The organism is Bradyrhizobium sp. 155 (assembly GCF_023101105.1).
Lineage (GTDB): Bacteria > Pseudomonadota > Alphaproteobacteria > Rhizobiales > Xanthobacteraceae > Bradyrhizobium > Bradyrhizobium canariense_D.
The window spans coordinates 1765471-1789177 of record NZ_CP064704.1; the positions used below are offsets into that span (position 1 = coordinate 1765471).

General features: G+C 64.3%; 27 protein-coding genes and 2 pseudogenes. 16 read left to right on the forward strand and 13 right to left on the reverse strand.

The window, feature by feature from the left end; translation table 11 throughout:
• The first annotated feature begins 101 nt into the window (after nt 1–101).
• From IVA93_RS08570 to IVA93_RS08580, 3 genes are all read left to right on the forward strand, one after another.
• Nucleotides 102–1028: an SMP-30/gluconolactonase/LRE family protein gene (locus IVA93_RS08570; RefSeq protein ID WP_018454117.1), complete on the forward strand. Its 927-nt coding sequence runs from the start codon at nt 102–104 to the stop codon at nt 1026–1028.
• Between the two features lie 117 nt (nt 1029–1145).
• Nucleotides 1146–1739 carry a GNAT family N-acetyltransferase gene (locus tag IVA93_RS08575; protein WP_018454118.1) on the forward strand — a complete coding sequence of 198 codons (594 nt, stop codon included), beginning with the start codon at nt 1146–1148 and terminating at the stop codon, nt 1737–1739.
• Nucleotides 1740–1755: 16 nt separating this feature from the next.
• Complete coding sequence (locus tag IVA93_RS08580) at nt 1756–3402, forward strand: GMC family oxidoreductase (RefSeq protein WP_018454119.1); 1647 nt, start codon at nt 1756–1758, stop codon at nt 3400–3402.
• A gap of 408 nt (nt 3403–3810) precedes the next feature.
• On the opposite strand, the gene IVA93_RS08585 is transcribed toward IVA93_RS08580, so the two are convergent.
• The gene (locus IVA93_RS08585; RefSeq protein WP_007600695.1) at nt 3811–4653 is read right to left on the reverse strand and encodes an AAA family ATPase; all 843 of its coding nucleotides are present in this window, start codon (nt 4651–4653) and stop codon (nt 3811–3813) included.
• A gap of 248 nt (nt 4654–4901) precedes the next feature.
• Here IVA93_RS08585 and IVA93_RS08590 point away from each other — a divergent pair, with 248 nt between their 5' ends.
• The 3 genes from IVA93_RS08590 (at nt 4902) to sseA (ending at nt 7607) form a co-directional block, all read left to right on the forward strand.
• The gene (locus IVA93_RS08590) at nt 4902–6077 is read left to right on the forward strand and encodes a vWA domain-containing protein (RefSeq protein WP_018454121.1); all 1176 of its coding nucleotides are present in this window, start codon (nt 4902–4904) and stop codon (nt 6075–6077) included.
• Between the two features lie 42 nt (nt 6078–6119).
• Entirely contained in the window at nt 6120–6533 is a 414-nt protein-coding gene (locus IVA93_RS08595; RefSeq protein ID WP_018454122.1) for a rhodanese-like domain-containing protein, read from the forward strand.
• A gap of 222 nt (nt 6534–6755) precedes the next feature.
• On the forward strand, nt 6756–7607 hold the full coding sequence (sseA, locus tag IVA93_RS08600; protein WP_018454123.1) for a 3-mercaptopyruvate sulfurtransferase: 852 nt from the start codon (nt 6756–6758) through the stop codon (nt 7605–7607).
• 2 nt (nt 7608–7609) lie between these two features.
• Here sseA and IVA93_RS08605 read toward each other — a convergent pair whose 3' ends face one another.
• Nucleotides 7610–8452: a hypothetical protein gene (locus tag IVA93_RS08605; RefSeq protein ID WP_018454124.1), complete on the reverse strand. Its 843-nt coding sequence runs from the start codon at nt 8450–8452 to the stop codon at nt 7610–7612.
• 321 nt (nt 8453–8773) lie between these two features.
• Between IVA93_RS08605 and IVA93_RS08610 the strand changes: the two genes are divergently transcribed.
• Both IVA93_RS08610 and IVA93_RS08615 read left to right on the forward strand, forming a co-directional pair.
• Nucleotides 8774–9964 carry a L,D-transpeptidase family protein gene (locus tag IVA93_RS08610; RefSeq protein WP_018454126.1) on the forward strand — a complete coding sequence of 397 codons (1191 nt, stop codon included), beginning with the start codon at nt 8774–8776 and terminating at the stop codon, nt 9962–9964.
• 156 nt (nt 9965–10120) lie between these two features.
• Nucleotides 10121–11089 carry an NAD-dependent epimerase/dehydratase family protein gene (locus tag IVA93_RS08615; RefSeq protein ID WP_018454127.1) on the forward strand — a complete coding sequence of 323 codons (969 nt, stop codon included), beginning with the start codon at nt 10121–10123 and terminating at the stop codon, nt 11087–11089.
• 4 nt (nt 11090–11093) lie between these two features.
• Here the strand turns inward: IVA93_RS08615 and IVA93_RS08620 are convergent, their stop codons facing one another.
• Both IVA93_RS08620 and IVA93_RS08625 read right to left on the reverse strand, forming a co-directional pair.
• Nucleotides 11094–12056 carry a D-2-hydroxyacid dehydrogenase family protein gene (locus IVA93_RS08620; RefSeq protein WP_247337742.1) on the reverse strand — a complete coding sequence of 321 codons (963 nt, stop codon included), beginning with the start codon at nt 12054–12056 and terminating at the stop codon, nt 11094–11096.
• Nucleotides 12057–12160: 104 nt separating this feature from the next.
• Nucleotides 12161–12376: a hypothetical protein gene (locus tag IVA93_RS08625; protein ID WP_018454129.1), complete on the reverse strand. Its 216-nt coding sequence runs from the start codon at nt 12374–12376 to the stop codon at nt 12161–12163.
• Between the two features lie 232 nt (nt 12377–12608).
• On the opposite strand from IVA93_RS08625, the gene ettA reads away from it, so the two are divergent.
• The gene (gene ettA, locus IVA93_RS08630; protein ID WP_018454130.1) at nt 12609–14258 is read left to right on the forward strand and encodes an energy-dependent translational throttle protein EttA; all 1650 of its coding nucleotides are present in this window, start codon (nt 12609–12611) and stop codon (nt 14256–14258) included.
• Nucleotides 14259–14265: 7 nt separating this feature from the next.
• Nucleotides 14266–15492, forward strand: a complete 1227-nt coding sequence (locus IVA93_RS08635; protein WP_018454131.1) for a lytic murein transglycosylase — start codon at nt 14266–14268, stop codon at nt 15490–15492.
• 100 nt (nt 15493–15592) lie between these two features.
• On the opposite strand, the gene IVA93_RS08640 is transcribed toward IVA93_RS08635, so the two are convergent.
• Together IVA93_RS08640 and IVA93_RS08645 are read right to left on the reverse strand one after the other, a co-directional pair.
• The gene (locus IVA93_RS08640; RefSeq protein ID WP_007613695.1) at nt 15593–15877 is read right to left on the reverse strand and encodes a hypothetical protein; all 285 of its coding nucleotides are present in this window, start codon (nt 15875–15877) and stop codon (nt 15593–15595) included.
• A gap of 211 nt (nt 15878–16088) precedes the next feature.
• Complete coding sequence (locus tag IVA93_RS08645) at nt 16089–16433, reverse strand: hypothetical protein (protein WP_018454132.1); 345 nt, start codon at nt 16431–16433, stop codon at nt 16089–16091.
• Nucleotides 16434–16566: 133 nt separating this feature from the next.
• On the opposite strand from IVA93_RS08645, the gene IVA93_RS08650 reads away from it, so the two are divergent.
• From IVA93_RS08650 to bfr, 3 genes are all read left to right on the forward strand, one after another.
• Nucleotides 16567–16866 (forward strand): hypothetical protein, encoded by a 300-nt coding sequence (locus IVA93_RS08650; protein WP_018454133.1) that lies wholly within the window; start codon nt 16567–16569, stop codon nt 16864–16866.
• 161 nt (nt 16867–17027) lie between these two features.
• Nucleotides 17028–17300: a (2Fe-2S)-binding protein gene (locus tag IVA93_RS08655; RefSeq protein ID WP_026232673.1), complete on the forward strand. Its 273-nt coding sequence runs from the start codon at nt 17028–17030 to the stop codon at nt 17298–17300.
• 133 nt (nt 17301–17433) lie between these two features.
• Nucleotides 17434–17922: a bacterioferritin gene (bfr, locus tag IVA93_RS08660; protein WP_018454135.1), complete on the forward strand. Its 489-nt coding sequence runs from the start codon at nt 17434–17436 to the stop codon at nt 17920–17922.
• 83 nt (nt 17923–18005) lie between these two features.
• On the opposite strand, the gene IVA93_RS08665 is transcribed toward bfr, so the two are convergent.
• The 4 genes and pseudogenes from IVA93_RS08665 to IVA93_RS08680 form a co-directional block, all read right to left on the reverse strand.
• A complete protein-coding gene (locus tag IVA93_RS08665) occupies nt 18006–18608 on the reverse strand; it encodes an MSMEG_1061 family FMN-dependent PPOX-type flavoprotein (protein ID WP_026232674.1) in 603 nt (200 codons plus the stop codon).
• A 51-nt stretch (nt 18609–18659) separates the two neighbouring features.
• Nucleotides 18660–18851 (reverse strand): annotated as a pseudogene (locus IVA93_RS08670) (hypothetical protein); the annotation flags it as partial.
• Between the two features lie 67 nt (nt 18852–18918).
• The gene (locus IVA93_RS08675) at nt 18919–19263 is read right to left on the reverse strand and encodes a hypothetical protein (RefSeq protein ID WP_018454137.1); all 345 of its coding nucleotides are present in this window, start codon (nt 19261–19263) and stop codon (nt 18919–18921) included.
• A gap of 145 nt (nt 19264–19408) precedes the next feature.
• Complete coding sequence (locus IVA93_RS08680; protein ID WP_018454138.1) at nt 19409–20500, reverse strand: alpha/beta fold hydrolase; 1092 nt, start codon at nt 20498–20500, stop codon at nt 19409–19411.
• Between the two features lie 126 nt (nt 20501–20626).
• Here IVA93_RS08680 and IVA93_RS08685 point away from each other — a divergent pair, with 126 nt between their 5' ends.
• Both IVA93_RS08685 and IVA93_RS08690 read left to right on the forward strand, forming a co-directional pair.
• Nucleotides 20627–20893, forward strand: a complete 267-nt coding sequence (locus tag IVA93_RS08685; protein ID WP_018454139.1) for a DUF2277 domain-containing protein — start codon at nt 20627–20629, stop codon at nt 20891–20893.
• Between the two features lie 96 nt (nt 20894–20989).
• Nucleotides 20990–21205 carry a hypothetical protein gene (locus IVA93_RS08690; protein ID WP_018454140.1) on the forward strand — a complete coding sequence of 72 codons (216 nt, stop codon included), beginning with the start codon at nt 20990–20992 and terminating at the stop codon, nt 21203–21205.
• A gap of 9 nt (nt 21206–21214) precedes the next feature.
• On the opposite strand, the pseudogene IVA93_RS08695 reads toward IVA93_RS08690, so the two are convergent.
• From IVA93_RS08695 to IVA93_RS08705, 3 genes and pseudogenes are all read right to left on the reverse strand, one after another.
• Nucleotides 21215–21728 (reverse strand): annotated as a pseudogene (locus tag IVA93_RS08695) (collagen-like protein).
• Nucleotides 21729–21839: 111 nt separating this feature from the next.
• Nucleotides 21840–22088, reverse strand: coding sequence for a helix-turn-helix domain-containing protein (locus IVA93_RS08700; protein WP_018454141.1), 249 nt, complete (start codon nt 22086–22088; stop codon nt 21840–21842).
• 217 nt (nt 22089–22305) lie between these two features.
• A complete protein-coding gene (locus IVA93_RS08705; protein WP_018454142.1) occupies nt 22306–23073 on the reverse strand; it encodes an SDR family NAD(P)-dependent oxidoreductase in 768 nt (255 codons plus the stop codon).
• Between the two features lie 111 nt (nt 23074–23184).
• On the opposite strand from IVA93_RS08705, the gene IVA93_RS08710 reads away from it, so the two are divergent.
• Nucleotides 23185–23670, forward strand: a complete 486-nt coding sequence (locus IVA93_RS08710; protein ID WP_018454143.1) for a molecular chaperone DnaJ — start codon at nt 23185–23187, stop codon at nt 23668–23670.
• Nucleotides 23671–23707: the final 37 nt, after the last annotated feature.

The window sequence follows — 23707 nt, forward strand, 5'->3', positions numbered from 1 at the left end:
CAAGCCCCGGTGACTTTGTCATAACCGCAGGCAATCTTGCGTGTGGGGCCCGTGCCGGACATCCCGCGCAAGTCATAACAAGCAGCCGGGAGGGTCCCCACATGTCCAACGTCCGCGTTCTCGCCACCGACCTCGAATTTCCCGAAGGGCCGGTCGTGATGCCGGACGGCTCGGTCGTGCTGGTGGAAATCCGCGGCCAGCGCCTGACCCGAATCCATCCCGACGGGCGCAAGGAGGTCGTCGCGAAGATTCCGGGCGGCCCGAACGGCGCAGCCCTCGGCCCCGACGGCAAGATCTACATCTGCAACAATGGCGGCTTCTCCTGGATCCCGACCCGCAACATGATCATGCCGGGTCCGCAGCCCGACGGCTATCTCGGCGGCTCGATCCAGCGCGTCGATCTGCAATCCGGCCAGATCGAAACCGTCGTGACCAGATGCGGCGAGCACGATCTGCGCGGGCCGAACGATCTGGTGTTCGACAAGCAGGGCGGCCTCTGGTTCTCCGATCTCGGCAAGCGCCGCGCGCGCGAGATGGACGTCGGCGGCATGTACTATCTCAAGCCCGGCATGAAGGAGATCGTCGAGGTCGTCCACGGCGTGTTGCCGGCGAACGGCATCGGCCTCTCGCCGGACGAGACCACCGTCTACATCGCGGAGACGCCGACGGGCCGGCTCTGGGCCTACGAGCTCTCCGCGCCCGGCACGCTCAAGCCGCGCGACGCGATCTATCGCGGCGAGCGGGGCAAACCGATCTGCGGCCTCGGCGGCTACCAGATGTTCGATTCGCTGGCGGTCGAAGCCAACGGCAATGTCTGCGTCGCCACCCTCGTCTCCGGCTGCATCTCGGTGATCGCGCCCGATGGCACGCTGGTCGAGCAGATCCCGACCGGCGACCGCGTCACCACCAACATCGCCTTCGGCGGCCCCGAGCTGAAGACCGCCTACATCACCCTCTCCGGCAAGGGCGAGCTGATCGCCATGGACTGGCCGCGCAGCGGTTTGCCGTTGAATTTCCTTAACAAGTAAACGGTGCTAGTGACCATCATTGCAACCGAAGCGAAGCAATCCAGGAATGCGTCCGCGGTGACAGTCTGGATTGCTTCGTCGCTTCGCTCCTCGCAATGACAAAGGAGAGAGTTTCAAATGCCCTGGCCTGATCCCATCACCCTGCGCGGACAGCATGCCGCTCTGGAGCCGCTGTCGCATCAGCACCGCGAGGGGCTGAGCGAGGCCGTGAAGGATGGTGAGCTCTCCACCATCTGGTACACCGCAATCCCGACGCCGGACAACATGGGCAAGGAAATCGACCGCCGGCTCGGTCTTCAGGCCGCCGGCTCGATGCTCCCCTTCACCGTATTCGATGGCAGCGGCAAGATCGTGGGCATGACGACCTACATGAACATCGATGCGGCCAACCGCCGCGTCGAGATCGGCTCGACCTGGTATGGTAAGAGCGCGCAACGCGGCCCGCTCAACACGCAGTGCAAATTGCTGCTGCTCACCCACGCCTTCGAAACCCTGGACTGCATCGCGGTGGAATTCCGCACCCACTTCTTCAATCACCAGAGCCGCCGCGCCATCGAGCGCCTAGGCGCCAAGCAGGACGGCATCCTGCGCAGCCACCAGGTCGCGCCGAACGGCACGCTACGCGACACCGTGGTCTACAGCATCACCGCGGCCGAATGGCCTACGGTGCGAACGCATTTGAATTATCAACTCAACGACAAGCCGCGCTAGAGGCGGCCGAGGCACCATGGACAGATTTGATTATGTGATCGTCGGCGCGGGCTCCGCCGGTTGCGTGCTCACCAGCCGGCTGAGCGAAAACCCTGCGACCAGCGTTTGCGTGCTCGAGGCCGGCCCGAGCGACTGGCATCCCTACATCCATCTGCCGGCCGGCTTCATCAAGACCTTCCACATGAAGAGCATCAACTGGGCCTACCAGCAGGAGGTCGGACCCTGGACCGGCGGCCGCAGCATCTACGCGCCGCGCGGCAAGACGCTCGGCGGTTCGTCCTCGATCAACGGCCACATCTACAACCGCGGCCAGCGCATGGATTTCGACACCTGGGCGCAGATGGGCAATCGCGGCTGGGGCTATGCCGACGTGCTGCCCTACTTCCGGCGGCTGGAGAAGCGGGTCGGCGAGGGCGAGGACATTTATCGCGGCCGCGAAGGCAATCTCACCGTCACCACCATGAACTGGCGCGATCCGCTTTGCGAAGCCTTCATGGAAGGCGCGGTGAGCCTCGGCATTCCGCGCAACCCCGACTACAACGGCAAGACCCAGGAAGGCGTCTCCTATTGCCAGCGCACCATCGACAAGGGCTTGCGCGTCTCCGGCGCCACCGCTTTCCTCAAGCCCGCGATGAAGCGGCCGAACGTGCATGTCCGCACCCACGCGCATGCGACCGAGATCATCTTCGAGGGCAAGCGCGCCGTCGGCGTGCGCTACATGAAGGGCGGTCATGGCGGCACGCCGGTCGAGGTCCGCGCCAACAAGGAAGTGATCCTCTCCGGCGGCACCTATAATTCGCCGCAGCTGCTCCAGTTGTCCGGCATCGGCTCACCGGATCTGTTGCAGGCCCACGGCATCGCCGTGCGTCACGCGCTTCCGGTCGGCGAAGGCCTGCAAGATCACTACGCCCCGCGCACGGTCGCGCGCGTCAAGGACATCAGGACCATCAACGAGCTCCGCCGCGGCTGGCGTCTCTGGGTCGAGGCGATGAAATGGGCGACCGCGCGCAAAGGCCTGCTGTCGCTGTCGCCGACCATGGTCTACTGCTTCTGGCACTCCGGCGAGAGTGCGGAGAGCTCCGACCTCCAGCTCACCTTCACACCGGCGAGCTACAAGGAAGGCGTGCAGGGCCAGCTCGAGGACGAGCCCGGCATGACGGTGGCGTCCTGGCAGCAGCGCCCCGAGAGCCGCGGCTATGTCCGCATCCGCTCGGCAGATCCGTTTGCGCCGCCGATCATCCAGACCAACTATCTTGACGCCGAGCTCGACCGCCGGGTCATCGTCGGCGGCATGAAGCTCGCGCGCAGGCTTTTGAAGAGCGCGCCGCTGTCGCCCTATTACGCCTACGAGGATTTCCCCGGACCCAACGTCAATACCGACGACGAGTTTTTGGCGGCCGCCACCGAGCGCGGCACCACCACCTTCCACCCCGGCTGCACCTGCCGCATGGGCCCGGCGGATTCCACCTGGGCGGTGGTCGACGATCAGCTCCGCGTTCACGGGTTGCAAGGTCTCCGCGTCATCGATGCCTCCGTGATGCCGCGCATGATCTCGGCGAACCTCAATGCCTCAACCATGATGATCGCCGACCGCGCCTCGGACTTGATCCGCGGCAAGAAGCCGATGGAAGCCGCGCGCGTGCCGGATGCGGCGGTGGCGTAGCAAGGTCTCGTGCTCCGGACGCAGCGCTGCGCTTCCCCGGCGATGCGAAGCATCGTCCGGTGCAGCTGTGCGCTGCAGAGCCGGAGGCCCATCTCACGCGACCTTGGTCGCCCCTCGCGATTTGAAGCGCGAGTTGGAGAGGGCGATGCTCACCCTTGCTCCGTCATCCCGAGCGCAGCGATGCAATCCAGGATCTTTCCGCGGAGGCAGCCTGGATTGCTTCGCTGCGCTCGCAATGACGAGGTGGAGAGAGTGCGCCACACTCTCGGTGTCATCGCCCGGTTTGACCTGGCGATCCAGTATTCCAGAGGCGGTTATGATTGATTCGAGAAGCCGCGGCGTACTGGATTCCCCGCCTTCGCGGGGAATGACACCGGAAGGTGGGGCGGCAGCGGAGTGCGCTCGAACCTACACTTCCCTCCGGCTCAGGAACGCCAATCGCTCGAACAGATGCACGTCCTGCTCGTTCTTGAGCAGCGCACCGTGCAGTGGTGGGATCAGCTTGCGCGGGTCGCGCTCGCGCAACTGCTCGACGCTCATGTCTTCGTTGAGCAGCAGTTTGAGCCAGTCCAGAAGCTCTGAGGTGGAGGGCTTCTTCTTCAACCCGGGCACTTCGCGGACCTCGAAGAAGATGCGCAGGGCTTCCTCGACCAGCCGCTTCTTGATGCCGGGGAAGTGGACGTCGACGATCCGGGTCATGGTGTCGGCATCGGGGAACTTGATGTAGTGGAAGAAGCAGCGGCGCAGGAACGCGTCCGGCAGCTCCTTCTCGTTGTTGGAGGTGATCATCATGATCGGGCGCTGCTTGGCCTTGATCGTCTCGCCGGTCTCGTAGACGTGGAATTCCATGCGGTCGAGCTCAAGCAGGAGATCATTTGGGAATTCGATGTCGGCCTTGTCGATCTCGTCGATCAGCAGCACCGGGCGCTGCTCGGCGGTGAAGGCATCCCACAGCTTGCCGCGCTTGATGTAGTTCTTGATGTCGGACACGCGGGCATCGCCAAGCTGGCTGTCGCGAAGGCGCGATACCGCGTCGTATTCATAGAGGCCTTGCTGTGCCTTGGTGGTGGACTTGATGTGCCAGGTCAGAAGCGGGGCGTTCAGCGCCTTCGCCACTTCCTCCGCCAGCACCGTCTTGCCGGTGCCGGGCTCGCCCTTGATGAGCAGCGGGCGCTCCAGCACGATCGAGGCATTGACCGCGACCTTGAGATCGTCGGTCGCAACATAGTCCTTGGTGCCGGTAAATTTCATCGCGCGTCCTTGTTGGTCGTCGTCCCAGGAATTGCCAGTTTCATGGCCCTGGTCCAACAAACGGAACGGCCGCGCGTGGCGGCCGTTCCTGGTTCGGTCAGGCTTTCAGACCCGTTTTATCAGCGAAAGGATGACGAGCACAATCGCTCCGCCAATCCCGCCTGGCGGACAATCCTGCCCAGAGCTCGTCGGGTGGGGTCTCCGAGGCGCCCCTTGACGCCGACAATCCAAAGGGCAATCTGTCACCCATGTTCCTGCAATTCTTCACTTCTCTGCGCGATGCGCAGGTCCCCGTGACGCTGCGCGAATACCTCACGCTGATGGAGGCGCTCGACGCCGACCTCGCGGACTACTCGGTCGAGAATTTCTACTATCTCTCGCGCACCTCCCTGGTGAAGGACGAGCGCAACCTCGACAAGTTCGACCGCGTCTTCGGCACCGTCTTCAAGGGGCTGGAAAGCCTGCTCGACGCCATGGAGGGGGCCGAGATCCCCGAGGAGTGGCTGAAGAAGCTCGCCGAGAAATACCTGACCGACGAAGAGAAGAAGCAGATCGAGGCCATGGGCTGGGACAAGCTCATGGAGACCCTGAAGAAGCGTCTCGAGGAGCAGAAGGGCCGTCATCAGGGCGGCTCGAAGTGGATCGGCACCGCCGGCACCTCGCCGTTCGGCGCTCATGGTTACAATCCCGAAGGCATTCGCATCGGCCAGGACAAGAACCGCAACAACCGCGCCGTCAAGGTGTGGGACAAGCGCGAGTTCAAGGATCTGGACGGCAATGTCGAGCTCGGCATCCGCAACATCAAGGTGGCATTGCGCCGCCTGCGCAAATTCGCGCGCACCGGCGCGCCGGATGAACTCGATCTCGACACCACCATCCGCGAGACCGCCAATCACGGCTATCTCGACGTGCACATGCGGCCCGAGCGCCGCAACGCGGTGAAGCTGCTAGTGTTCTTCGACATCGGCGGCTCGATGGACGCGCATATCGAGCAGGTCGAGGAGTTGTTCTCGGCGGCGAAGAGCGAGTTCAAGCACATGGAGTATTTCTACTTCCACAATTGCCTCTATGAAGGCGTGTGGAAGCAGAACAAGCGGCGCTTTACCGACCGCACCCCGACCTGGGACGTGCTGCACAAATACCCGCACGATTACAAGATCGTGTTCGTCGGCGACGCCTCGATGTCGCCCTACGAGATCATGGTGCCCGGCGGCTCGGTCGAGCACGTCAACGAGGAGCCCGGCTCGGTCTGGCTCGACCGCATCATCCGTACCTATCCGCATTCGGTGTGGCTGAACCCCGTGCAACAGAAGCACTGGGACTATTCGGAATCCACCACCATCATCAAACGCATTTTCGCCAACCGCATGTATCCGATCACGATCGAGGGACTTGAAGGTGCGATGAAGGAATTAACGCACTAGCTCGCGCTCCGCGCCGGGAATGACTACAAGAGGGAGAACCACGTGCCCCAGACCATCACCCGTGGCATCAAGGCGCTGATCGACGAGGCCAATGCCGAGATCGAGACGCTCACCGCCAAAGACGCCATCGAGATCTCCAAGAACGGCGACGTCGTCATCGTCGACATCCGCGATCCCCGCGAGATCGAGCGCGACGGCCGCATCCCCGGCGCGTTCGCCTGCACCCGCGGCATGCTCGAATTCTGGATCGATCCGCAGAGCCCTTATGCCAAGCCGGTGTTCCAGGAGGACAAGAAGTTCGTCTTCCATTGCGCCGGCGGCTTGCGCTCTGCGCTCGCCGCCAAGACTGCGCAGGACATGGGCCTCAAGCCCGTCGCCCACATCGCGGGCGGCTACGCCGCCTGGCGCGACGCCGGCGGGCCGACCCAACAGTGGGAGCCGAAGAAGAAGGGGTGAGGGTGCTGCGCTGCCGCTCCAATCTCCGGCGTCATTCCCCGCGAAAGCGCGGAATCCAGTACGCCGCGGCCTCTCGGCTCAATTACAATCGCCTCTGGAATACTGGATCGCCCGGTCCTAGTGCGCAATTGCGCACTGGCCGGGCGATGACAGCGGAGTTGGATGCGCACTGCTTCAACCTCGCTCACGTTGCGCTCGCGCGGAATAATAGAAAGATCTCGCATGCCCACCGATCCCCTCATCTCTACCGAATGGCTCGCCGCCCACATCAATGACGCCAACGTCAAGGTGCTCGACGCCAGCTTCAAGCTGCCGGGTGTGCTGCCATTGCCGAAGGACGATTATCTCGCCGCGCATCTGCCGGGCGCGGTGTTCTTCGACGTCGATGCGATCTCGGACCATTCCAACCCGCTGCCGCACATGTATCCGAGTGCCGAGCAGTTCGGCCGCGACGTCGGTCATCTCGGCATCTCCAATGCCGACACCGTCGTGATCTATGATGCCGGCGGCTGGGTCGCTGCTCCCCGCGCGTGGTGGATGTTCCTGGCTTTCGGGCACGGCAATGTGCGCATCCTCAATGGCGGCCTGAAGAAGTGGCGCGCCGAGGGGCGTCCGGTCGAGAGTGGCGAGGCGAAGCCGAAGCCTGCGACGTTCACGGCCAGCTACGATTCAAAACGCGTGCGCAGCATGCAGCAATTGATCGCCAACGTCGAAAGCCGTGCCGAGCAGGTGATCGACGCGCGCGCCGCCGACCGGTTCGAGGGCCGGGCGCCGGAGCCGCGCGCAGGCATCCGCTCCGGCCATATCCCGGGCGCGCGCAACGTGCCCTACAATCTCCTGTTCGACGCCGCGACCGGCACGATGAAGCCGCTTGATGATCTCCGCGCTGCCTTTACCAACGCCGGCGTCAGGCTCGATGCGCCGATCGTGACGAGCTGCGGCTCCGGGGTCTCCGCCGGCGTGCTGACATTGGCGCTCTATCGCCTCGGCATCACCGACACCGCGCTCTACGATGGCTCATGGTCGGAATGGGGCCAGGAAAAGGGACCGCCGATCGCAACCGGGCCGGCGTAACCCTACTGACGTGCGCGCGCGGTCGTCGTTGCGGCGAGCGTGGGTTGCGGTTGTCCGAACGGATCGAGTTGCTGAACCGGCGGCGGCGCGCGCCAGACAATGCGGCGGCGCTTCTTGACGCGATGCGCCCGCGGCTTGGTCGCCTTGCTCTCCGGCGACCTGCTGTCGGCCTTAGAGCCGGCCTTGGCCTTCGCCGGCGGACCCTCCCAGGCCGTGGTCGCCGGGTCGTTCAATGCGGCGAACTTCGCGCTCGCCATGTCGAACCTGGACGAAGCCGAGGCTCCGCTGGGGGCGGCAGGTGTTGGTTTGCTCGCGAGAGCGATCGAAACGGGCTTGGCCTCGGCGATGGATGCGCTGGCGTCGGCCGGAGTAAGCGTGTTGCTTGAGGCCTGCACCGCGGCGTCCGTCGTCGTCTCGGCCTTGGTCTTCGCATTGGCCGGTTCGGCCGGGACGTCAGCCGGAGGGGCAACGACCTGCGGCTGACCGTCGGTCTCAGTCGTCAGCGCGACCACTTGTTCGGGCTCGCTCATCGGCAGTGCGATGGTCGGGACTTGATCGCGCAGCGACGGCGTCGGATCGGTGGCCGCTTCCGGCTCGGCGCGGAGGACCGCGAGCACCGGCTGGGCCGGCTCGGGAGCTTGTGCAAACACCTGCTCCTGCGGGCCGTTCCGCCAGGAGGGGTTGCTGACATACTGCTCGTGGCTCGCCCGCAGCAGCGCGGCGGCGCCCAGGCCGAATACCAGGATGGAGGCTGACAGCAGGATCGCGGCAAACAGGAAGCGAAAGCCGGGAAGCATCGAGGGATTGCGAATTTCCGCCCCGGCGGTGAAGTGGCCAGGGCCCATGAGCCATCTGAACGCGGTGACGGTACTGCTTGCCGCGTTCGCCACGCGGGGATCGAAGCTCAAAGCGGAGGCGAATCAGGCTGATTCGAACATACCGCAACGATTCCGCGCCGTTCCGTAAAAAACGGAGCCGGCGACTCCGGCGATCTCGGGCGTGGGCTGATTTTCGCCCCGTGATGCAAGGAGGCAACGGTAGTCTTGCGGATCACAAATCGGCAAATCAGGCACAAATCCGCCTGTAATGTCTTGAATGTGCCGCTATCTTCCGTCATCTGGCCGTTAACGGTCCGGACGGGGCCCGGGGACTATACAAGAGCGATGATGATCAAACATTTTCTGACGATATGCGCTGCCGCAACAGTCGCTGCGGCGGGAACCTCGCTCGCACAGGCCCAGAGCTATCCGGTCCAGCAGGCGCCGAGCTATGGCGCGCCGCCGGCCGAATATCGGCCCGGCGACCGCGCGCCGAGTTTCGACGCGCTCGACGATGAAGATGATGCGATGCCGCAGGCAGCGCTGCCGCCGCCCGGTCCGGATCCGCGTTACGGCCGTCCGCCCGGCGCTCCCCCGGTGTATTCCGCCGCGCCGCCGCAGGGTCCGGTGATGTCGCCCGATGATCCGCGTTATGGCCGTCCCGCAGGTGCCCCCGTCTACTCGGCCGCGCCGCCGCAGGGTCCCGTGACGTCGCCCGACGACCCGCGCTACGGCCGCCCTGCCGGCCCGCCCGCGGTGATCTACGCCGATCGTCCGACTCAGGCGCCCGGCAGTGACGGCCTGCGTCCGCCCGAGGCGGTCGGTGGTCCCGCCGCGACCGGAACGGTCCAAGCCGGGCAGCCACCCGTTGGTGCCGACGGTCGGCCGATGGCGATCGCCTCGCTGCCGCCCGAGGAGCAGCCTGACGCTGCTCCGGCGCAGCTGCCGCAGAACCTGCGCCGTCAGGAGGTCTCGCTGGCGACCAAGGAGCCGGCCGGAACACTCATCGTCGATACCCCGAACACCTACCTCTATTACGTGCTGGGCAACGGCCGTGCGATCCGCTACGGCGTCCGCGTTGGCCGGGACGGCTTCACCTGGACCGGCGTGCAGAAGATCACCCGCAAGGCCGAGTGGCCGGATTGGCATCCGCCGACCGAGATGATCGAGCGCCAGCCCTATCTGCCGCGTTTCATGGCCGGCGGTCCCGGCAATCCGCTCGGCGCCCGCGCGATGTATCTCGGCTCGACCGTCTACCGCATTCACGGCACCAACCAGCCCTCGACCATCGGCAAGTTCGTGTCCTCCGGCTGCATCGGCATGCTGAACGAGGACGTCTCCGACCTGTTCGATCGCGTCAAGGTCGGCACCCGCGTGGTCGTGATGCCGGGTGGTCCGTCGCCGGGAACTGCGACCGCATCCGCCGCGCCCGTGCCCGTCGCTGCAGGCCCCGCGCCAATGGCCGCGCAGACCGGTCCGGTCGGAGGCACCCAGCCGACAGTGGTGCCGCCGTTGCCCGCACCCGTCACCGTGCGCTGAATCGGCCTCGCAAGAATTGATCTGATGACGGCGCGTGACCTTCGGTCACGCGCCGTCATCATTTGACGCATGCGTGCAGGTCGCACTTGCGCATACTTGAACGGCTCCGCAGCTCGACTACGTCCGGGAGGATTGCAACGAATTGAGGAGCACAGGATGCGCATCTTTGTTGCGGGCGCGACCGGCGCGGTCGGTCAGTATCTTGTTCCGGCGCTGGTCGCCGCGGGTCATTCGGTGATCGGCACGACACGGAGTGCGGCAAAAACAGACCTTGTACGGCGATTGGGTGCGGAGCCGGTCGTTGCCGACGGCCTCGATGCCGACAGCATGCGCGCTGCGGTGATTGCGGCAAAGCCCAACGCCGTCATCCACCAGATGACAGATCTCGCGGCCGCCACGGACCTCCGGCATTTCGATCGGGCTTTCAAGCGAACCAACGAGCTCCGCACCCGCGGAACCGACATTCTGCTCAACGCCGCGCGCGAGGCCGGCGCCAAGCGCTTCATCGCGCAAAGCTTCTGCGGCTGGACCTTCAGTCGCGCCGGCGGAACGGTGAAGATCGAGACCGATGAACTCGACTCGAATCCACCGCGAGAGCTACGACGCACGCTCGAGGCAATCCGCTATCTGGAGCGAATCATCACCGCTTCGACGAAGCCGGAGGGAATCGTGCTGCGCTATGGATTCTTCTATGGACCCGGCACCGGCACGCTCTCGCCGGCGATGATCGACCAGCTGCGCCACCGGCGTGTGCCGGTGATCGGTGACGGCGGCGGCACGTGGTCGTTCATTCACACCGAAGATGCAGCCTCTGCCACGCTCGCCGCGCTTGAACGCGGACGCACCGGCAGCATCTACAATATCGTCGACGATCATCCGGCGCCGGTGAAGGATTGGTTGCCCGCGCTGGCCGAACTCCTCCGTGCCAAGCCGCCGCGTCACATCCCCGCCTGGCTCGGGCGCCTGCTTGCGGGCGAGCATATGGTTGCGATGATGACGGAGGTGCGTGGAGCCTCCAACGGCAAGGCCAAGCGCGAGCTCGGTTGGCTGCCGGCGCATGCCTCCTGGCGCGACGGCTTTGCCGATGCGGCACGGCAGCCCACCAGCCAGCGCTCGGCGGCCTGAGGCATCACGCCAGCTTGCGCGGCAGCTCACTGCCCTTGGTGAAGGCGTCGATCGCCTCGACCATCTGGCCGTAATGGATGCGCAAGCCGTCCTCGGTGGCGTAGCCGAGGTGCGGCGTCAGCACGAGGTTGTCGAGCTTGCGGAAGGGATGGTCCGTCGGCAGCGGCTCGACCGAGAATACGTCGATGCCGGCGCCTGCAATCCTCTTCTGCTGCAACGCCTCGAGCAGTGCCTGCTCGTCCACGATCGGCCCGCGCGCGGTGTTGACGAGGAAGGCCGTCGGTTTCATCCGCGCGAGATCGGAAGCCCCGACCAGCCCGCGCGAGCGCTCGCTCAGCACCACATGGATGCTGACGATGTCGGCCTTGGCGAACAGCTCCTCCTTGGTGGCGTAGCCGACGCCGGCGTCCTTGCACTTCTCCGGGGTCAGGTTCGGGCTCCAGGCGATCACGTTCATGCCGAACGCCTTCGCGATATCAGCCATCTTGCTGCCGAGCTTGCCGAGCCCGACGACGCCGAGCGTCAATCCCTCGATCTCGACGCCGGCAAAGGCCTGCCAGGGCTCGCCCGCATGCATGCGCGCGTTCTCGCGGCCGATGCCGCGGGTCAGTTCCAGGATCAGGCCCATGGTGAGGGGCGCGGTCGGATCGCGCGAATATTGCGTGCCGCCGATCGTGACGCCCCGCGCCTTGGCGGCCTCCATGTCGATCGAGGCGTTGCGCATGCCTGACGTCAGCAGGAGCTTCAGCTTCGGCAGGCTTTCGAACAGGCTCTTGGGGAACGCGGTGCGCTCGCGCATCGCGCAGACGATCTCGAAATCGGCCAGCGCGCTCGCCGCGGCCTGCTCGGAGGCGAAGGGATGGCTGAACACGGTGACGTCGATGCGGTCGGACAGGCTTTGCCAATCGGCGACGTCGAGGGCGAGGTTGAAATAGTCGTCGAGAATTGCACAGCGCAGCCGCGTCATCAGCGTTCTTCCATGGCGAGAGGTGGAACCAGGCCATGGTTGCGCGCAATCAGGACCGTGCGCAAGCCGTTCGCGTCTTCAAAAATCCGACAGGTGATAAAGGCTCAGAGGTCGCGGGGCTTGAGCCGGAACGGCGCATTCATGCCGTGCTTGGCGCGCCAGGCCGGGCCGGGGCCGCGCATGTAATGCAGTTCGGGCCGGTAGGGGTTGAAAGCGGTGGCAAAGAAGCGCTTCCAGAAGCCCTTGATCTCCGAGGCAAATGCGGAGGCGCTGCCGGCTTCCGCCGGAACGGGAAGGGAGTTGGTCTCGATCATGGCCATGACGCTGTCTCGCTGTGCTCCCGTTCATTCTGAGCGGGTGGCGCTGTTTCCGCGCGAAACCGAGCTTTGGCCTGATTTATTAAAAGATGGTTTCAATTGTCCGGATCGGCGGTGGGATGGTGTCCGTTCCGTATTCATCCGTGGTGAACGGAGGGAAAACATTGCCCTTTGGGGGCGGGGTCGCTACATCGGCGGCAAGCAAATTTCCTCAAATCGAAGGTTTTCGGGACCGATGGCGCGCCAGTTCATCTATTTCATGCAGGGCCTGACCAAGAGCTACCCGACTCGGAAGGTGCTCGATAACATCCATCTGAGCTTCTACCCGGACGCCAAGATCGGCGTGCTCGGTGTCAACGGCTCGGGCAAGTCGACGCTGCTCAAAATCATGGCCGGCCTCGACAAGGAGTACAACGGCGAGGCCTGGGTCGCCCAGGGCGCCCGCGTCGGCTATCTCGAGCAGGAGCCGCATCTCGATCCGGCATTGAGCGTGCGCGAGAACGTCATGCTGGGCGTCGCCAAGCAGAAGGCCATCCTCGATCGCTACAACGAGCTGGCGATGAACTACTCCGAGGAGACCGCCGACGAGATGACCAAGCTGCAGGACGAGATCGAGGCCCAGGGCCTCTGGGATCTCGACAGCAAGGTCGACCAGGCCATGGACGCGCTGCGCTGTCCGCCCGACGATGCCGACGTGTCGAAACTCTCCGGCGGTGAGCGCCGCCGCGTCGCGCTCTGCAAGCTGCTGCTCGACCAACCCGAGCTTCTGCTGCTGGACGAACCGACCAACCATCTCGACGCGGAGTCGGTGTCGTGGCTGGAAGGCCATCTGCGCAACTATCCCGGCGCGATCCTGATCGTCACCCATGACCGCTACTTCCTCGACAACGTCACGAGCTGGATTCTCGAGCTCGATCGCGGCAAGGGCATTCCCTATGAGGGCAATTACTCGTCCTGGCTGCAGCAGAAGCAGAAGCGGCTCGAGCAGGAGGGCCGCGAGGACGCTGCGCATCAGAAGACGCTGGCCCGCGAGCAGGAATGGATCGCGTCCTCGCCGAAAGCCCGCCAGGCCAAGTCCAAGGCGCGCTATCAGCGCTATGACGAACTGCTGAAACAGGCGAGCGAAAAGCAGACACAGACCGCGCAAATCACGATTCCGGTGGCCGAGCGACTCGGTCAGAACGTGGTCGACTTCGAAGGGCTCAGCAAAGGTTTCGGCGATCGCATGCTGATCGACGATCTCACTTTCAAGCTGCCGCCCGGCGGTATCGTCGGCGTGATCGGCGCCAACGGCGCCGGCAAGACCACGCTGTTCAGGATGATCACCAAGCAGGAGGAGCCGGACAAGGGCACCATCACGATCGGCGAGAGCGTTCATCTCGGTTACGTCGACCAGTCGCGCGACGCGCTCGACGGCAGCAAGAACGTGTGGGAGGAGATCTCCGGCGGCAACGAGCTGATCCTGCTCGGCAAGAGAGAAGTCAATTCACGCGGCTATTGTTCGTCGTTCAATTTCAAGGGCGCCGACCAGCAGAAGAAAGTCGGCGCGCTCTCGGGCGGTGAACGCAACCGCGTGCACCTTGCGAAAATGCTGAAATCCGGCGCCAACGTTCTGCTGCTCGACGAGCCGACCAACGACCTCGACGTTGACACGCTGCGTGCGCTCGAAGAGGCGCTGGAGGATTTCGCCGGCTGCGCCGTCATCATCAGCCATGATCGCTGGTTCCTCGATCGCATCGCGACCCACATCCTGGCCTTCGAAGGCGACAGTCATGTCGAATGGTTCGAGGGCAACTTCCAGGACTACGAGAAGGACAAGATGCGCCGGCTCGGCCAGGACAGCATCATCCCGCACCGCGTGAAGTACAAGAAGCTGACGCGGTGATCTCAGCATGATGCGGCGGGTGCTGATAGCTGCGGTGATCGCTATCACCTGCGGCCTGTCGCCCGCCGGCGCTGCCGACGCCGCCTTCGCGCAGTTCATCGCCTCGCTGTGGCCGGAGGCGGAGGCCGCCGGCGTGTCGCGCGCGACGTTCGAGCGAGAGACGCGCGGGCTCGAGCCGGACTACAAGCTGCCGGATCTGATCCTGCCGGGGCGTCCTGCAACGGGGGCGCCGTCGCAGGCCGAGTTCGTGCAGGTGCCGGCTGACTATGTCAGGGAAGCCTCGATCGCGCGGCTTGCGGGCGAGGGGCAGCGGTTGCTGCAAAAATATCGTCAGGCGCTGACCGAGATCGAGAAAAACTCCGGCGTGCCTGCTACCGTGATGCTGGCGATCTGGGGCCGCGAGACCGACTATGGCCGCTATACGCTGCCTTACGATCTCGTCCGCGTGCTGGCGACGCAGGCCTATGTCGGCCGCCGCAAGGACAGCTATCGCAACGAGTTCATCCTCTCGCTGAAAATTCTCGGTGACGGCGTAGTGACACGCAAGGACATGCGCTCGTCCTGGGCCGGTGCGACTGGGCTCACGCAATTCCTGCCGTCCGAATATTACAAGCATGGCGTCGATTTCGACCGCGACGGCCGCATCGACATCTGGCACTCGGTGCCGGATGCGCTGGCCTCCGCCGCGCAGCAGCTCGTCAACAAGGGCTGGCAGAGCGGTGTACGCTGGGCCTACGAGGTGCAGGCACCGGCCAAAGTCGATTGCACCGCCGGCGTGCCCGAGGTGACGAAGCCGATCGGCCAATGGCTGCGCGAAGGCTTTGTACCGGTGCGTGGACAAAAGCTCACTGCCGCCGAGCAGGCACAGCCGGCCTCCCTGCTGCAGCCTGAAGGCATCTACGGCCCGTCCTTCCTGACCACGAAGAACTACTTCGTGATCAAGGAATACAATTTTTCCGACCTCTACGTGCTGTTCGTCGGACATCTCGCCGACCGCATGACGAGCCCGCAACCGTTCGCGACCCCATGGTCTGCCTCGAAGCAATTGCGGACCAAGGACGTCGAGGCGATGCAGCGGGGGCTCACGCGCGTCGGGCTCTACAAGGACAAGGTCGACGGCAAGGCCGGCATGCAGACGCGCGCTGCGCTCGGCGCCTACCAGAAGTCGGCAGGCCTCAAGGTCGATTGCTGGCCGAGCGAAGAGGTGCTGCGCTCGATCCAGGCGGCGCGATAGGTGCGCAGGGCTGATAACGCAGGGTTGGCAAAAGAAAAAGCCCGGCCGAGGTGCTCGGCCGGGCTTCGATCGCGGCGCTCATGAGCGCCATGCGATCAGATCAGTAGCAAACGCGAACCGGGCGGACGGTCCAGCCGTAGCCATCCCAGTAGCGCTGGCGCTGCCAGTAGCAGGGCGGGGGCGGCGGGCCGGGCTCGGCCACATAAACCGGTCCACCATAGGCGGGACGGCTCGATGCGATGGCGCCGCCGACGATCGCGCCGCCGATCAGGCCGGCTGCGATGCCGACGCCGACCCCGTCATGGGCCTGGGCGGACGGCGTGGCGGTCACCAGCGAACCGGCGATCGTCGCAACCGTGAGGGCGGCAACTAAAGTCTTCTTCATACTCTTGGCTCTCCTGAGAGATGGATGCTCCTTGTTAGGAGCGCCCGGGGTTCAAAGGTTCACGCAGACTCTGATGGAATTGGCCTTGCAGCTAGGAAGCGCGCAAATGGTCAATCCGCGGTAAACGCACACGGAGCTGTGACGAGAAAAAGCGGTCTTTTTCAGGCCCCTAAATGAACGGCGCATCTGGAATGAGCCAGTTGGGGCGACTTCAGCCACAGACTCTGGCGCGGCGGACGCGCCAGGCATAACCGTCCCAGAAGCGCTGCTTCTGCCAGACGCAGCCGTTGCCGTAATAGTCGTCCGCGACGTAGCCCGGGCCCGGCGCATAGTAGCGCGGCGGATAGTAGCCGGCGCCATATCCGGGACCATATGCGTAGCCCGGGCCAGGGCCTGGACCGTAATAATACGGAGAGGCCAGCGCCCCACCGACAATGGCGCCGCCGATGATTCCGGCTGCCACACCCGCGGCGACGCCGCGTTGCGCCTGGGCTGGTGTAATGGCGCTAAGGGCCACAGCGGCGACGGCAGCAATTGCCAGGAGCGACTTCTTCATTGGCTGACCTTTCGAGCAAACACGCGGGAACTCTTTGAGGGTAAAGTTCCATACTTCGTTTGAATGATCAATGAACGGCACCTTTGCCGGGGCGACCAATCGGTAAGGACCGCAGCCCAGCCAGGGGAGGGCGATGATGGGTAACGCGATGATAAATGCATTGATCGCTGCCGGGATCGTCTTCGCGATCGGCTACGGCTGGATTACCCATCTCCAGAACCGCGGCCAGCGCGGCTCCCGCGCCGGGGCCAGCGTCAATGGCGGCGGCGACACCGCCACCGGCACGAGCGACGGCTTCTCGTTTGGGAGTTGGTTTTCCAGCGATAGTTCCGGCTGCGCGACCGACGGCGGCAGCTGTTCCAGCAGCGATAGCGGCAGTAGTGGCGGAGATTGCGGGGGCGGCGGCGATGGTGGAGGCGGTGGGGGCGACTAGGTCCGCCGCAATCTTGATCCAGTGCAAGGCCCTATTTTAGAGCCGTTCTAGGCTGTTTCCGGGCTAGTTTGGAATAGCTTCAAATTCCGCTTTTTCCTTTTGCATCCGGCCGGCCCCTTAAATATCGATGATGGCGCATCACCAAAGGGCCTGCCGCTTCCATGATCGTTTGTTCCTGTAACGTGCTGAGCGATGACGACATCCGCGCCGCCGTCGCCGAGTCCGACGACGCTGTGCGCCATGCCAAGCAGGTCTATGGGTGTCTCGGCTGTAGCGCCGAATGCGGCCGCTGCGCTCGGACGATCAAGACCATTATCGACGAAGCGCTTGGCACCTGTGCCACGTCCTGCTGCTCCGGCTGCCCGCACAACCACACTGTGGCGGCGAACGACGAGACGGCCCAGCCGGCCGAGTTCGCCCTCGCGGCCTGCTGAAATCCTCCGCAACCCTGGCTGAGCTTTTCCCCGGCTGCGTCCCCGTAGTCGGTTGCTCCAGTCTTCAAACTCATTTAGAAGCGTTCTAAATTCGGTTTACGGCCGATTTGGACTGCAAGAGCTGGAGTGAACCATGCAGGGCGACGCAAAAGTTATCGACTATCTCAACAAGGCACTGCGTCACGAGCTGACTGCGATCAACCAGTATTGGCTGCACTACCGCTTCCTCGACAATTGGGGCCTGCGGGACATGTCCAAGGTCTGGCGCAAGGAGTCCATCGAGGAGATGGAGCACGCTGATAAGCTCACCGAGCGAATCCTGTTCTTCGACGGCTTCCCGAACATGCAGGTGCTCGATCCCTTGCGCATCGGCCAGAACGTCAAGGAGATCATCGAGTGCGATCTCGCCGCCGAGATGAGCGCGCGGGCGCTCTATCAGGAAGCGGCGACCTACTGCCACAGCGTCAAGGACTACGTGACGCGTGATCTGTTCGAGAAGCTGATGAGCGACGAGGAGCACCACATCGACTTCCTCGAGACCCAGCTCGACCTGATCGGCCGCATCGGCCTCGAACTCTACACCCAGAAGCACGTTGGCGGGCTCGAGGGGGACGGGCATTAGTTCGGCGCGTTAGCGATGGCACAACTCCGTATCGGCCTGATGCGCGATTGCGCACCAGGCCGGGACGACAGCCTGGACGCCAGCTACAACTGCGTCTTGTAGAGCTCTTCCACGATCTCCTGACTCTGCGGCTCACCAAGGCCGGTCTGCTCGTGGACCACCTCGACGATGCTCGGCATCACCGAGCGCGGCACCTTCTCGGACGACCAAAGCTTCGAGCGCATCAGTGCCTTGCCGCAGTGGAAATAGACTTCGCTGACGGCGACGTTCAGCACCGCGCGCGGCGACTTGCCAAACTCCACCATCGAGGCGAGCAGGTCCGGATCGGCGGACAGCGAGCCGCGGCCGCCGACGCGCAGCGTCTCGTCGATGCCGGGGACGAAGAACAACAGATGCACGAAGCCCGAGCCCTCGACGACATTTCGAAAACTGTCGATCCGGTTGTTGCCGGAGCGATCAGGCATCAGCAGCTGGTTGGGGCCGGCGACGTGGACGAAGCCAACGCCGCCGCCGCGTGGTGAGGCATCGACGCTGCCGTCCGCTCCCGATGTCGCGAGCACGCAGAACGGCGACATCTCGATGAATTTCTTCGCATGCGTGTCGATTGCGGGGCGCGCTTTCGCGATCACGCGCGGGCTCGGCTGGGCATAGATGGTGGCGAGGTCTTCGGCGCAAAGATCAGTCACGAAGGTCTCCCTGGTGGAATGCCCCGAGAATATCATCTCTCGGCCCGATCGCTATCCCCCTTTGTCACGCCGCCGCGTCCAGTCGATCACGCCAGCGCAGTTCAGAGCCCACCAGATCAGGACTGGCTGCAGCGCCAGCCGCGGCCCGTGATAGAGCCAGCTGTTGGGGATGGGTGGAAGGTCGATGCCCTCCAGGACCTGCTTGATGCTTGCCGCCCACACGCAAGGCGGATAGAGCGCGAGCTCGCGTTCTGTCGTTCACAGGAGCTATCGGCCGAGCTAGCACGCGCCGCGTCGAGGCGCTATCGCGCTACACCGCATCCGCCGGCACGAAGCAACTGATGATGATGGCGCCGCGGTGACGGACGTACCACACAACGGCCTGACCGACCGGATTGCCGCGGTCGCGGATGATGGCGCGCTCGGGCACCTCCATCCATTGTCCCTCGATCGGCACCCAATAGGCGCCGCTGCGCACGTCGTACTCCGTGCGATGGCCGTCGGAGACGTCACAGCAGGGCACGCCGTTCGGTGCGATCACGCTCTTGAACCAGGCGCGGATGTCGGGCGGGACGTGATCGTATTGCCCGTTGTCGAACGCGAACGCGGCGCTCGTCAGCGTGGCCAGCCAAACGCACAGTGCGAGCCTGTGCATGCGATCCTCCTCATCGCGTGTCGTGCCGTTGGCGCGCGATTATCCCGCGCGTCGATTCGGACATCGACGCAATTAAGCCCGAGCCGTCAGTGTAATGCATGCTCAAATAATATGCGGGCTAGACGGCCGTTGATGCGATGCAAAATCAGCGGCGCGCAGATTCGATCGTTTGCTGCGGCGCGGCTTGCAGAAATTGCTGGACCTGCTCGCTGTAGAATTTGGCGTTCCCGGTGGTGCCGTGGCCGCGCGTCTCGGTGCTTGCCGGAATGAGATACAGTTTGCTGTTCTTGACCCGCGTCATCGCAGCGTCCGTGATGCCGGTCTCAGGCGGGTTGCGTTCGTCGTCGGCTGAATTGATCAGCAGCAGCGGCGCTTCGATGGCCTCCAGCTTCTCGCCGGCATTGTAGTTATGCGAAGACTCCCACTGGTAGACGAAGTCGTTGGCATCTGCCGTGATCGGCATGGCCAGCCGCTCGTCGACGATCTTGTCGGCCTTCGCCGCCGTCGGCGCCTGCGATTGATAGGCCAGCGTTCCACCGATGCTCGCGATGCCGTAGGCGGTGATGGCGTATTTCATCATGCGCGGCTGGCTGGTGTAATTCCCGCCGTTGTAGTCGGGGTCGCTGCGGATGGTGTCGAGCATGATCCGCCGCAGCATCCAGTTTCGGGATGCCATCTCGGTCGGCTGCGAGGCCATCGGGATCAGCGCGTCCATCGCCTTCGGATATTTCTCGCCCCACAACCAGGTGTGCATGCCGCCCATCGAATTGCCGATGACGAGCCGCAGATGCTTGACCCCGAGCCCTTCCGTCACCAGGCGATACTGAGCTTCGACCATGTCGTCGTAATCGTATTTCGGGAAGCTCGTCTTCATCCCGTCGGACGGTTTTGACGATTTGCCATGGCCGATGTTGTCGGGGATGATGATGTAATATTTGGAGGCATCCAGTGGCTGCCCCGCGCCGAACAGCTCGCCGCCGAAGGCCGGCGACAGCATGCTCGCGCCCGAGCCGCCGGTGCCGTGCAGCACAAGGACCGGCTGGCCGCTCGGCTCCCCCACGGTGGTGTAGTGCAGCTTCAGCTCCGGCATGGTCTCGCCGGTGTGGAACTTGAAATCCTTGGCGATCCAGTCGCCCTGCTTCGGCGCCGGATAATCGGCCGCCCATGCGGACGTCGAGATGGCCGCCAACGAGACGGACAACAGGATGGCTGACAGCGCCGCGCAGGAAGCTTTCATGTCTATTTCCCCCGTGCGGCTCTGGTCGGCGGCCGCGTTGCGGCGGAACTTAGCAGAACTGTGCGGAAGGATGTAGGATTTCGTTTTCGCCGGTCGTCCTTTGGGGGAAAGGTCAGGAGAGACTGCATGTGCCGCAACATCAAGACGCTGTTCAACTTCGAGCCGGAGGCGACCGAGGATGAGATCCACGCCAGCGCGCTCCAGTTCGTTCGAAAACTGTCCGGCTTCAACAAGCCGTCGCAGGCCAACGAGGCGGCCTTCGATCGTGCGGTGGCGGAGGTCTCGGAGGCTGCGCGAAAACTCCTGACGTCGCTGCACACCCATGCGCCGGCGCGTGATCGTGAGGTCGAAGCGGAAAAGGCCAAGGAACGTTCGCGGCTGCGGTTCGGTTAGGCGGCTCGAAGGTCCGTTCCGTGACCTGCCTCACGGTGACAACGGTCTCAGCGCGCGATGATGTTCGCCGGGCTTTTGACACCCCGGAGCACGACCATGAGCCGCCCCCTTCTTCCGCTGAAAGCAGGTGCCATCGTTTTCACGTTGCTGTGGACCGCGTGGATGACGTGGTGGAGCGGCTCGTTCTCGAGCGCGAACGTCGTGATCCTGGCCTTGTGCGGCGCAGCGGTCGGCTATCTCTGGTACCGCGCCATGCGCTGGCAGTTCGAGCGCATGGGCATGCTGCCGCGACGCGAGAATGGGACGAAATAGATTCGTCCGTCAGTCCTTGTGGCCGTGCTTCTTCTTTTTCTTCTTCTTCCTGTGATCGCCTTCGCTGTCCTCGTCTTCGTCATCGAGGGGCGCGTCGTCAGTCTCCTGCACCGCGGCTTCCAGCGCCTCGCGCTCGGCAGCCTCATGCTCGCGCTGGCGGCGGCGTTCGTCCCAGGCGTCGAACAGCTGATCGAGCCACGGCAGCACCTGTTCGATCGACGGCAACTGGCCGGGCGGACCGGCCTCGCCGCGCGGGCCCTGCGGCCCCGCCGGCCCCTGCGGTCCGACAGGTCCCTGTGCACCGGCCGCCCCGCGCGGGCCGGCTTCGCCCTGCTTGCCTTGCGGACCGCGCTTGCCCAGCGGTCCAGGCTTTCCGATCGGGCCCGGCTTGCCCTGCGGACCTGGCTTGCCACGCGCCATCGGGCCCGCGCTTGCCTGGATGACCCTGCGGTCCCGGCCGCCCCGGTTCGCCCTGCCGTCCGCGCGGTCCCTGAGGTCCCTGCCGTTTTTGTTCGTCTGCCACGCCGCTGCTCCCTTGACCGGAAGCAAGTAATTAGCGGCGTTTGACGACAGCAGCAATTCCACTCGGACAGCGCGCCGGCTGGATCAACATCAATCGGCGGCACGTCGCGCGCTAGTCGTGATAGGCCGGCACCTCGATGCCGGAGGCGGCGTAGAGCCTGATCTTGTTGCGCAACGTGCGCACCGAGAGGCCGAGCACGCGTGAGGCGCGCGTGCGATTGCCGTCGCAGCGGGCGAGCGTCTGCAGCACGAGCTCACGCTCGACCTCGTCGACGGTCGCGCCGATCAGCAGCGGAACGATCTGGTTCGGTGAAAGGACATACGCGCCCGGTTCGGACGCAGCGACATGAACAGTGGTCATCGACACACTCCCCGATCAACGCCCGCTTCCGTCTTTGGAAGCGGATCGAGAACAAACGACCCCCAAGCCGTAGATCTACGGTGGGCGGGTTTGGTTAACGAAAGGTTAACAGCGGGCGATCGCACGAATTGACCTTGGGAATGCCGCCGCGCCGCCGCGATTGGCACGGATTGCATATTCCTGCGAGCATACCCCGCAAAGCAGGCATCCCTCCCGCTCACACCGTCCGGTATCCGCCATCCACCATCACGATCGTTCCCGTGACGTAGGCCGACATGTCCGACGCAAGGAAGATCGCGGGACCCACGATGTCCTCGGGCTTGCCGGTGCGCGCCAGCGGGGTGTGATCGACGAAAGCCTGCACCAGCGCCGGATTGGTCGCACGCACATTGGCGTTGATGTTAGTCTCGATGAAGCCCGGCCCGATTGCATTGACGCGCACGCCCTCCTTGCCGAGCTCGACCGCGAGCGCCTTGGTGAAGCCGAGCACGCCGTGTTTCGAGGTGGTGTAGGCCGCCGAGCTCGGCGTGCGCAGATGCACGAAGGACTGGATCGATCCGATATTGACGATGCGGCCCTTGGCTGCTCGCAAGGGCGCGAGGAACGCCTGCGTCATGTTGAAGACGCCGTTGAGGTTGAGCGAGATGATGTCGTTCCAGTCCTTTGCCACCGTTTCCGGCTCCGCGGTGAAGGCGTTGCGGCGGGTGATGCCGGCATTGTTGACGAGGATCGAGACCTGCCCGACCTTGTCGGCGACTTGCCTGGCGAGCGCGAAGCAGTCGTCGCGTCTGGTGACGTCGAGTGCAAAGCTCTCGGCCTTGCCGCCGGACTTGCGGATCCCCTCGGCGGCTTCCGCGACCGTGTCGGCGTTGACGTCGAGCAGCACCACCTGCGCGCCCTCGCGGGCGTAGCCGGCCGCGATGGCCCGGCCGATGCCCGAACCGGCGCCCGTGATGACGGCGATATGGTTTGCGAGCAATGCCATGACAATTTCCTCCCGATTTCTTTTCGAAGTTTCATGAAAGGCTAACTCGAAATTAAGGGGTCGGAAACGGCGCCCTTGGCATACTGATCTTGATTGCTAAACGTTGCGCGCATGATGGAACGGCTCGAATCCTGGAAACTCGCACTCGAACGCCTGCGGTCGGTGGACGGCGCCGATTGGGCCGAGGCCGGACGGCTGGTGGCCGAGATCGCGCGGATGAGCACCGATACCATGCTGCGTCAGGCCGCTGAGCAGGCGCTTCCTGTGCTGCGCCAGGCCGTGGACAATGACGATCACAGCGTCACGCTGGCGGCACGGCGCCGTCTCGGCGTGGTGCTCGATGTCGTTCACGACCTGACCGCGCCGCGCTTCGGGCGCCGCAATGCTGCGCCGAAAAAATTGTCCAGCGAGGATCGTGCCCGCAAGGTGCTCGGCCTGCCGCTCGCGGTGCAGCTCACCTGCGAGGACATCAATCAGGCGTATCGCCGCGCCGCCAAGGGCATGCACCCCGACCAGGGCGGCAGCGCGGAAGCGTTCATCGACCTCGCCGCCGCGCGCGACCTCCTGATCCATCCCGGCGCGTACAAGGACGCGTGAGGGCTCATGTGCTATCCTGTAGCCCGGATGAGCGAAG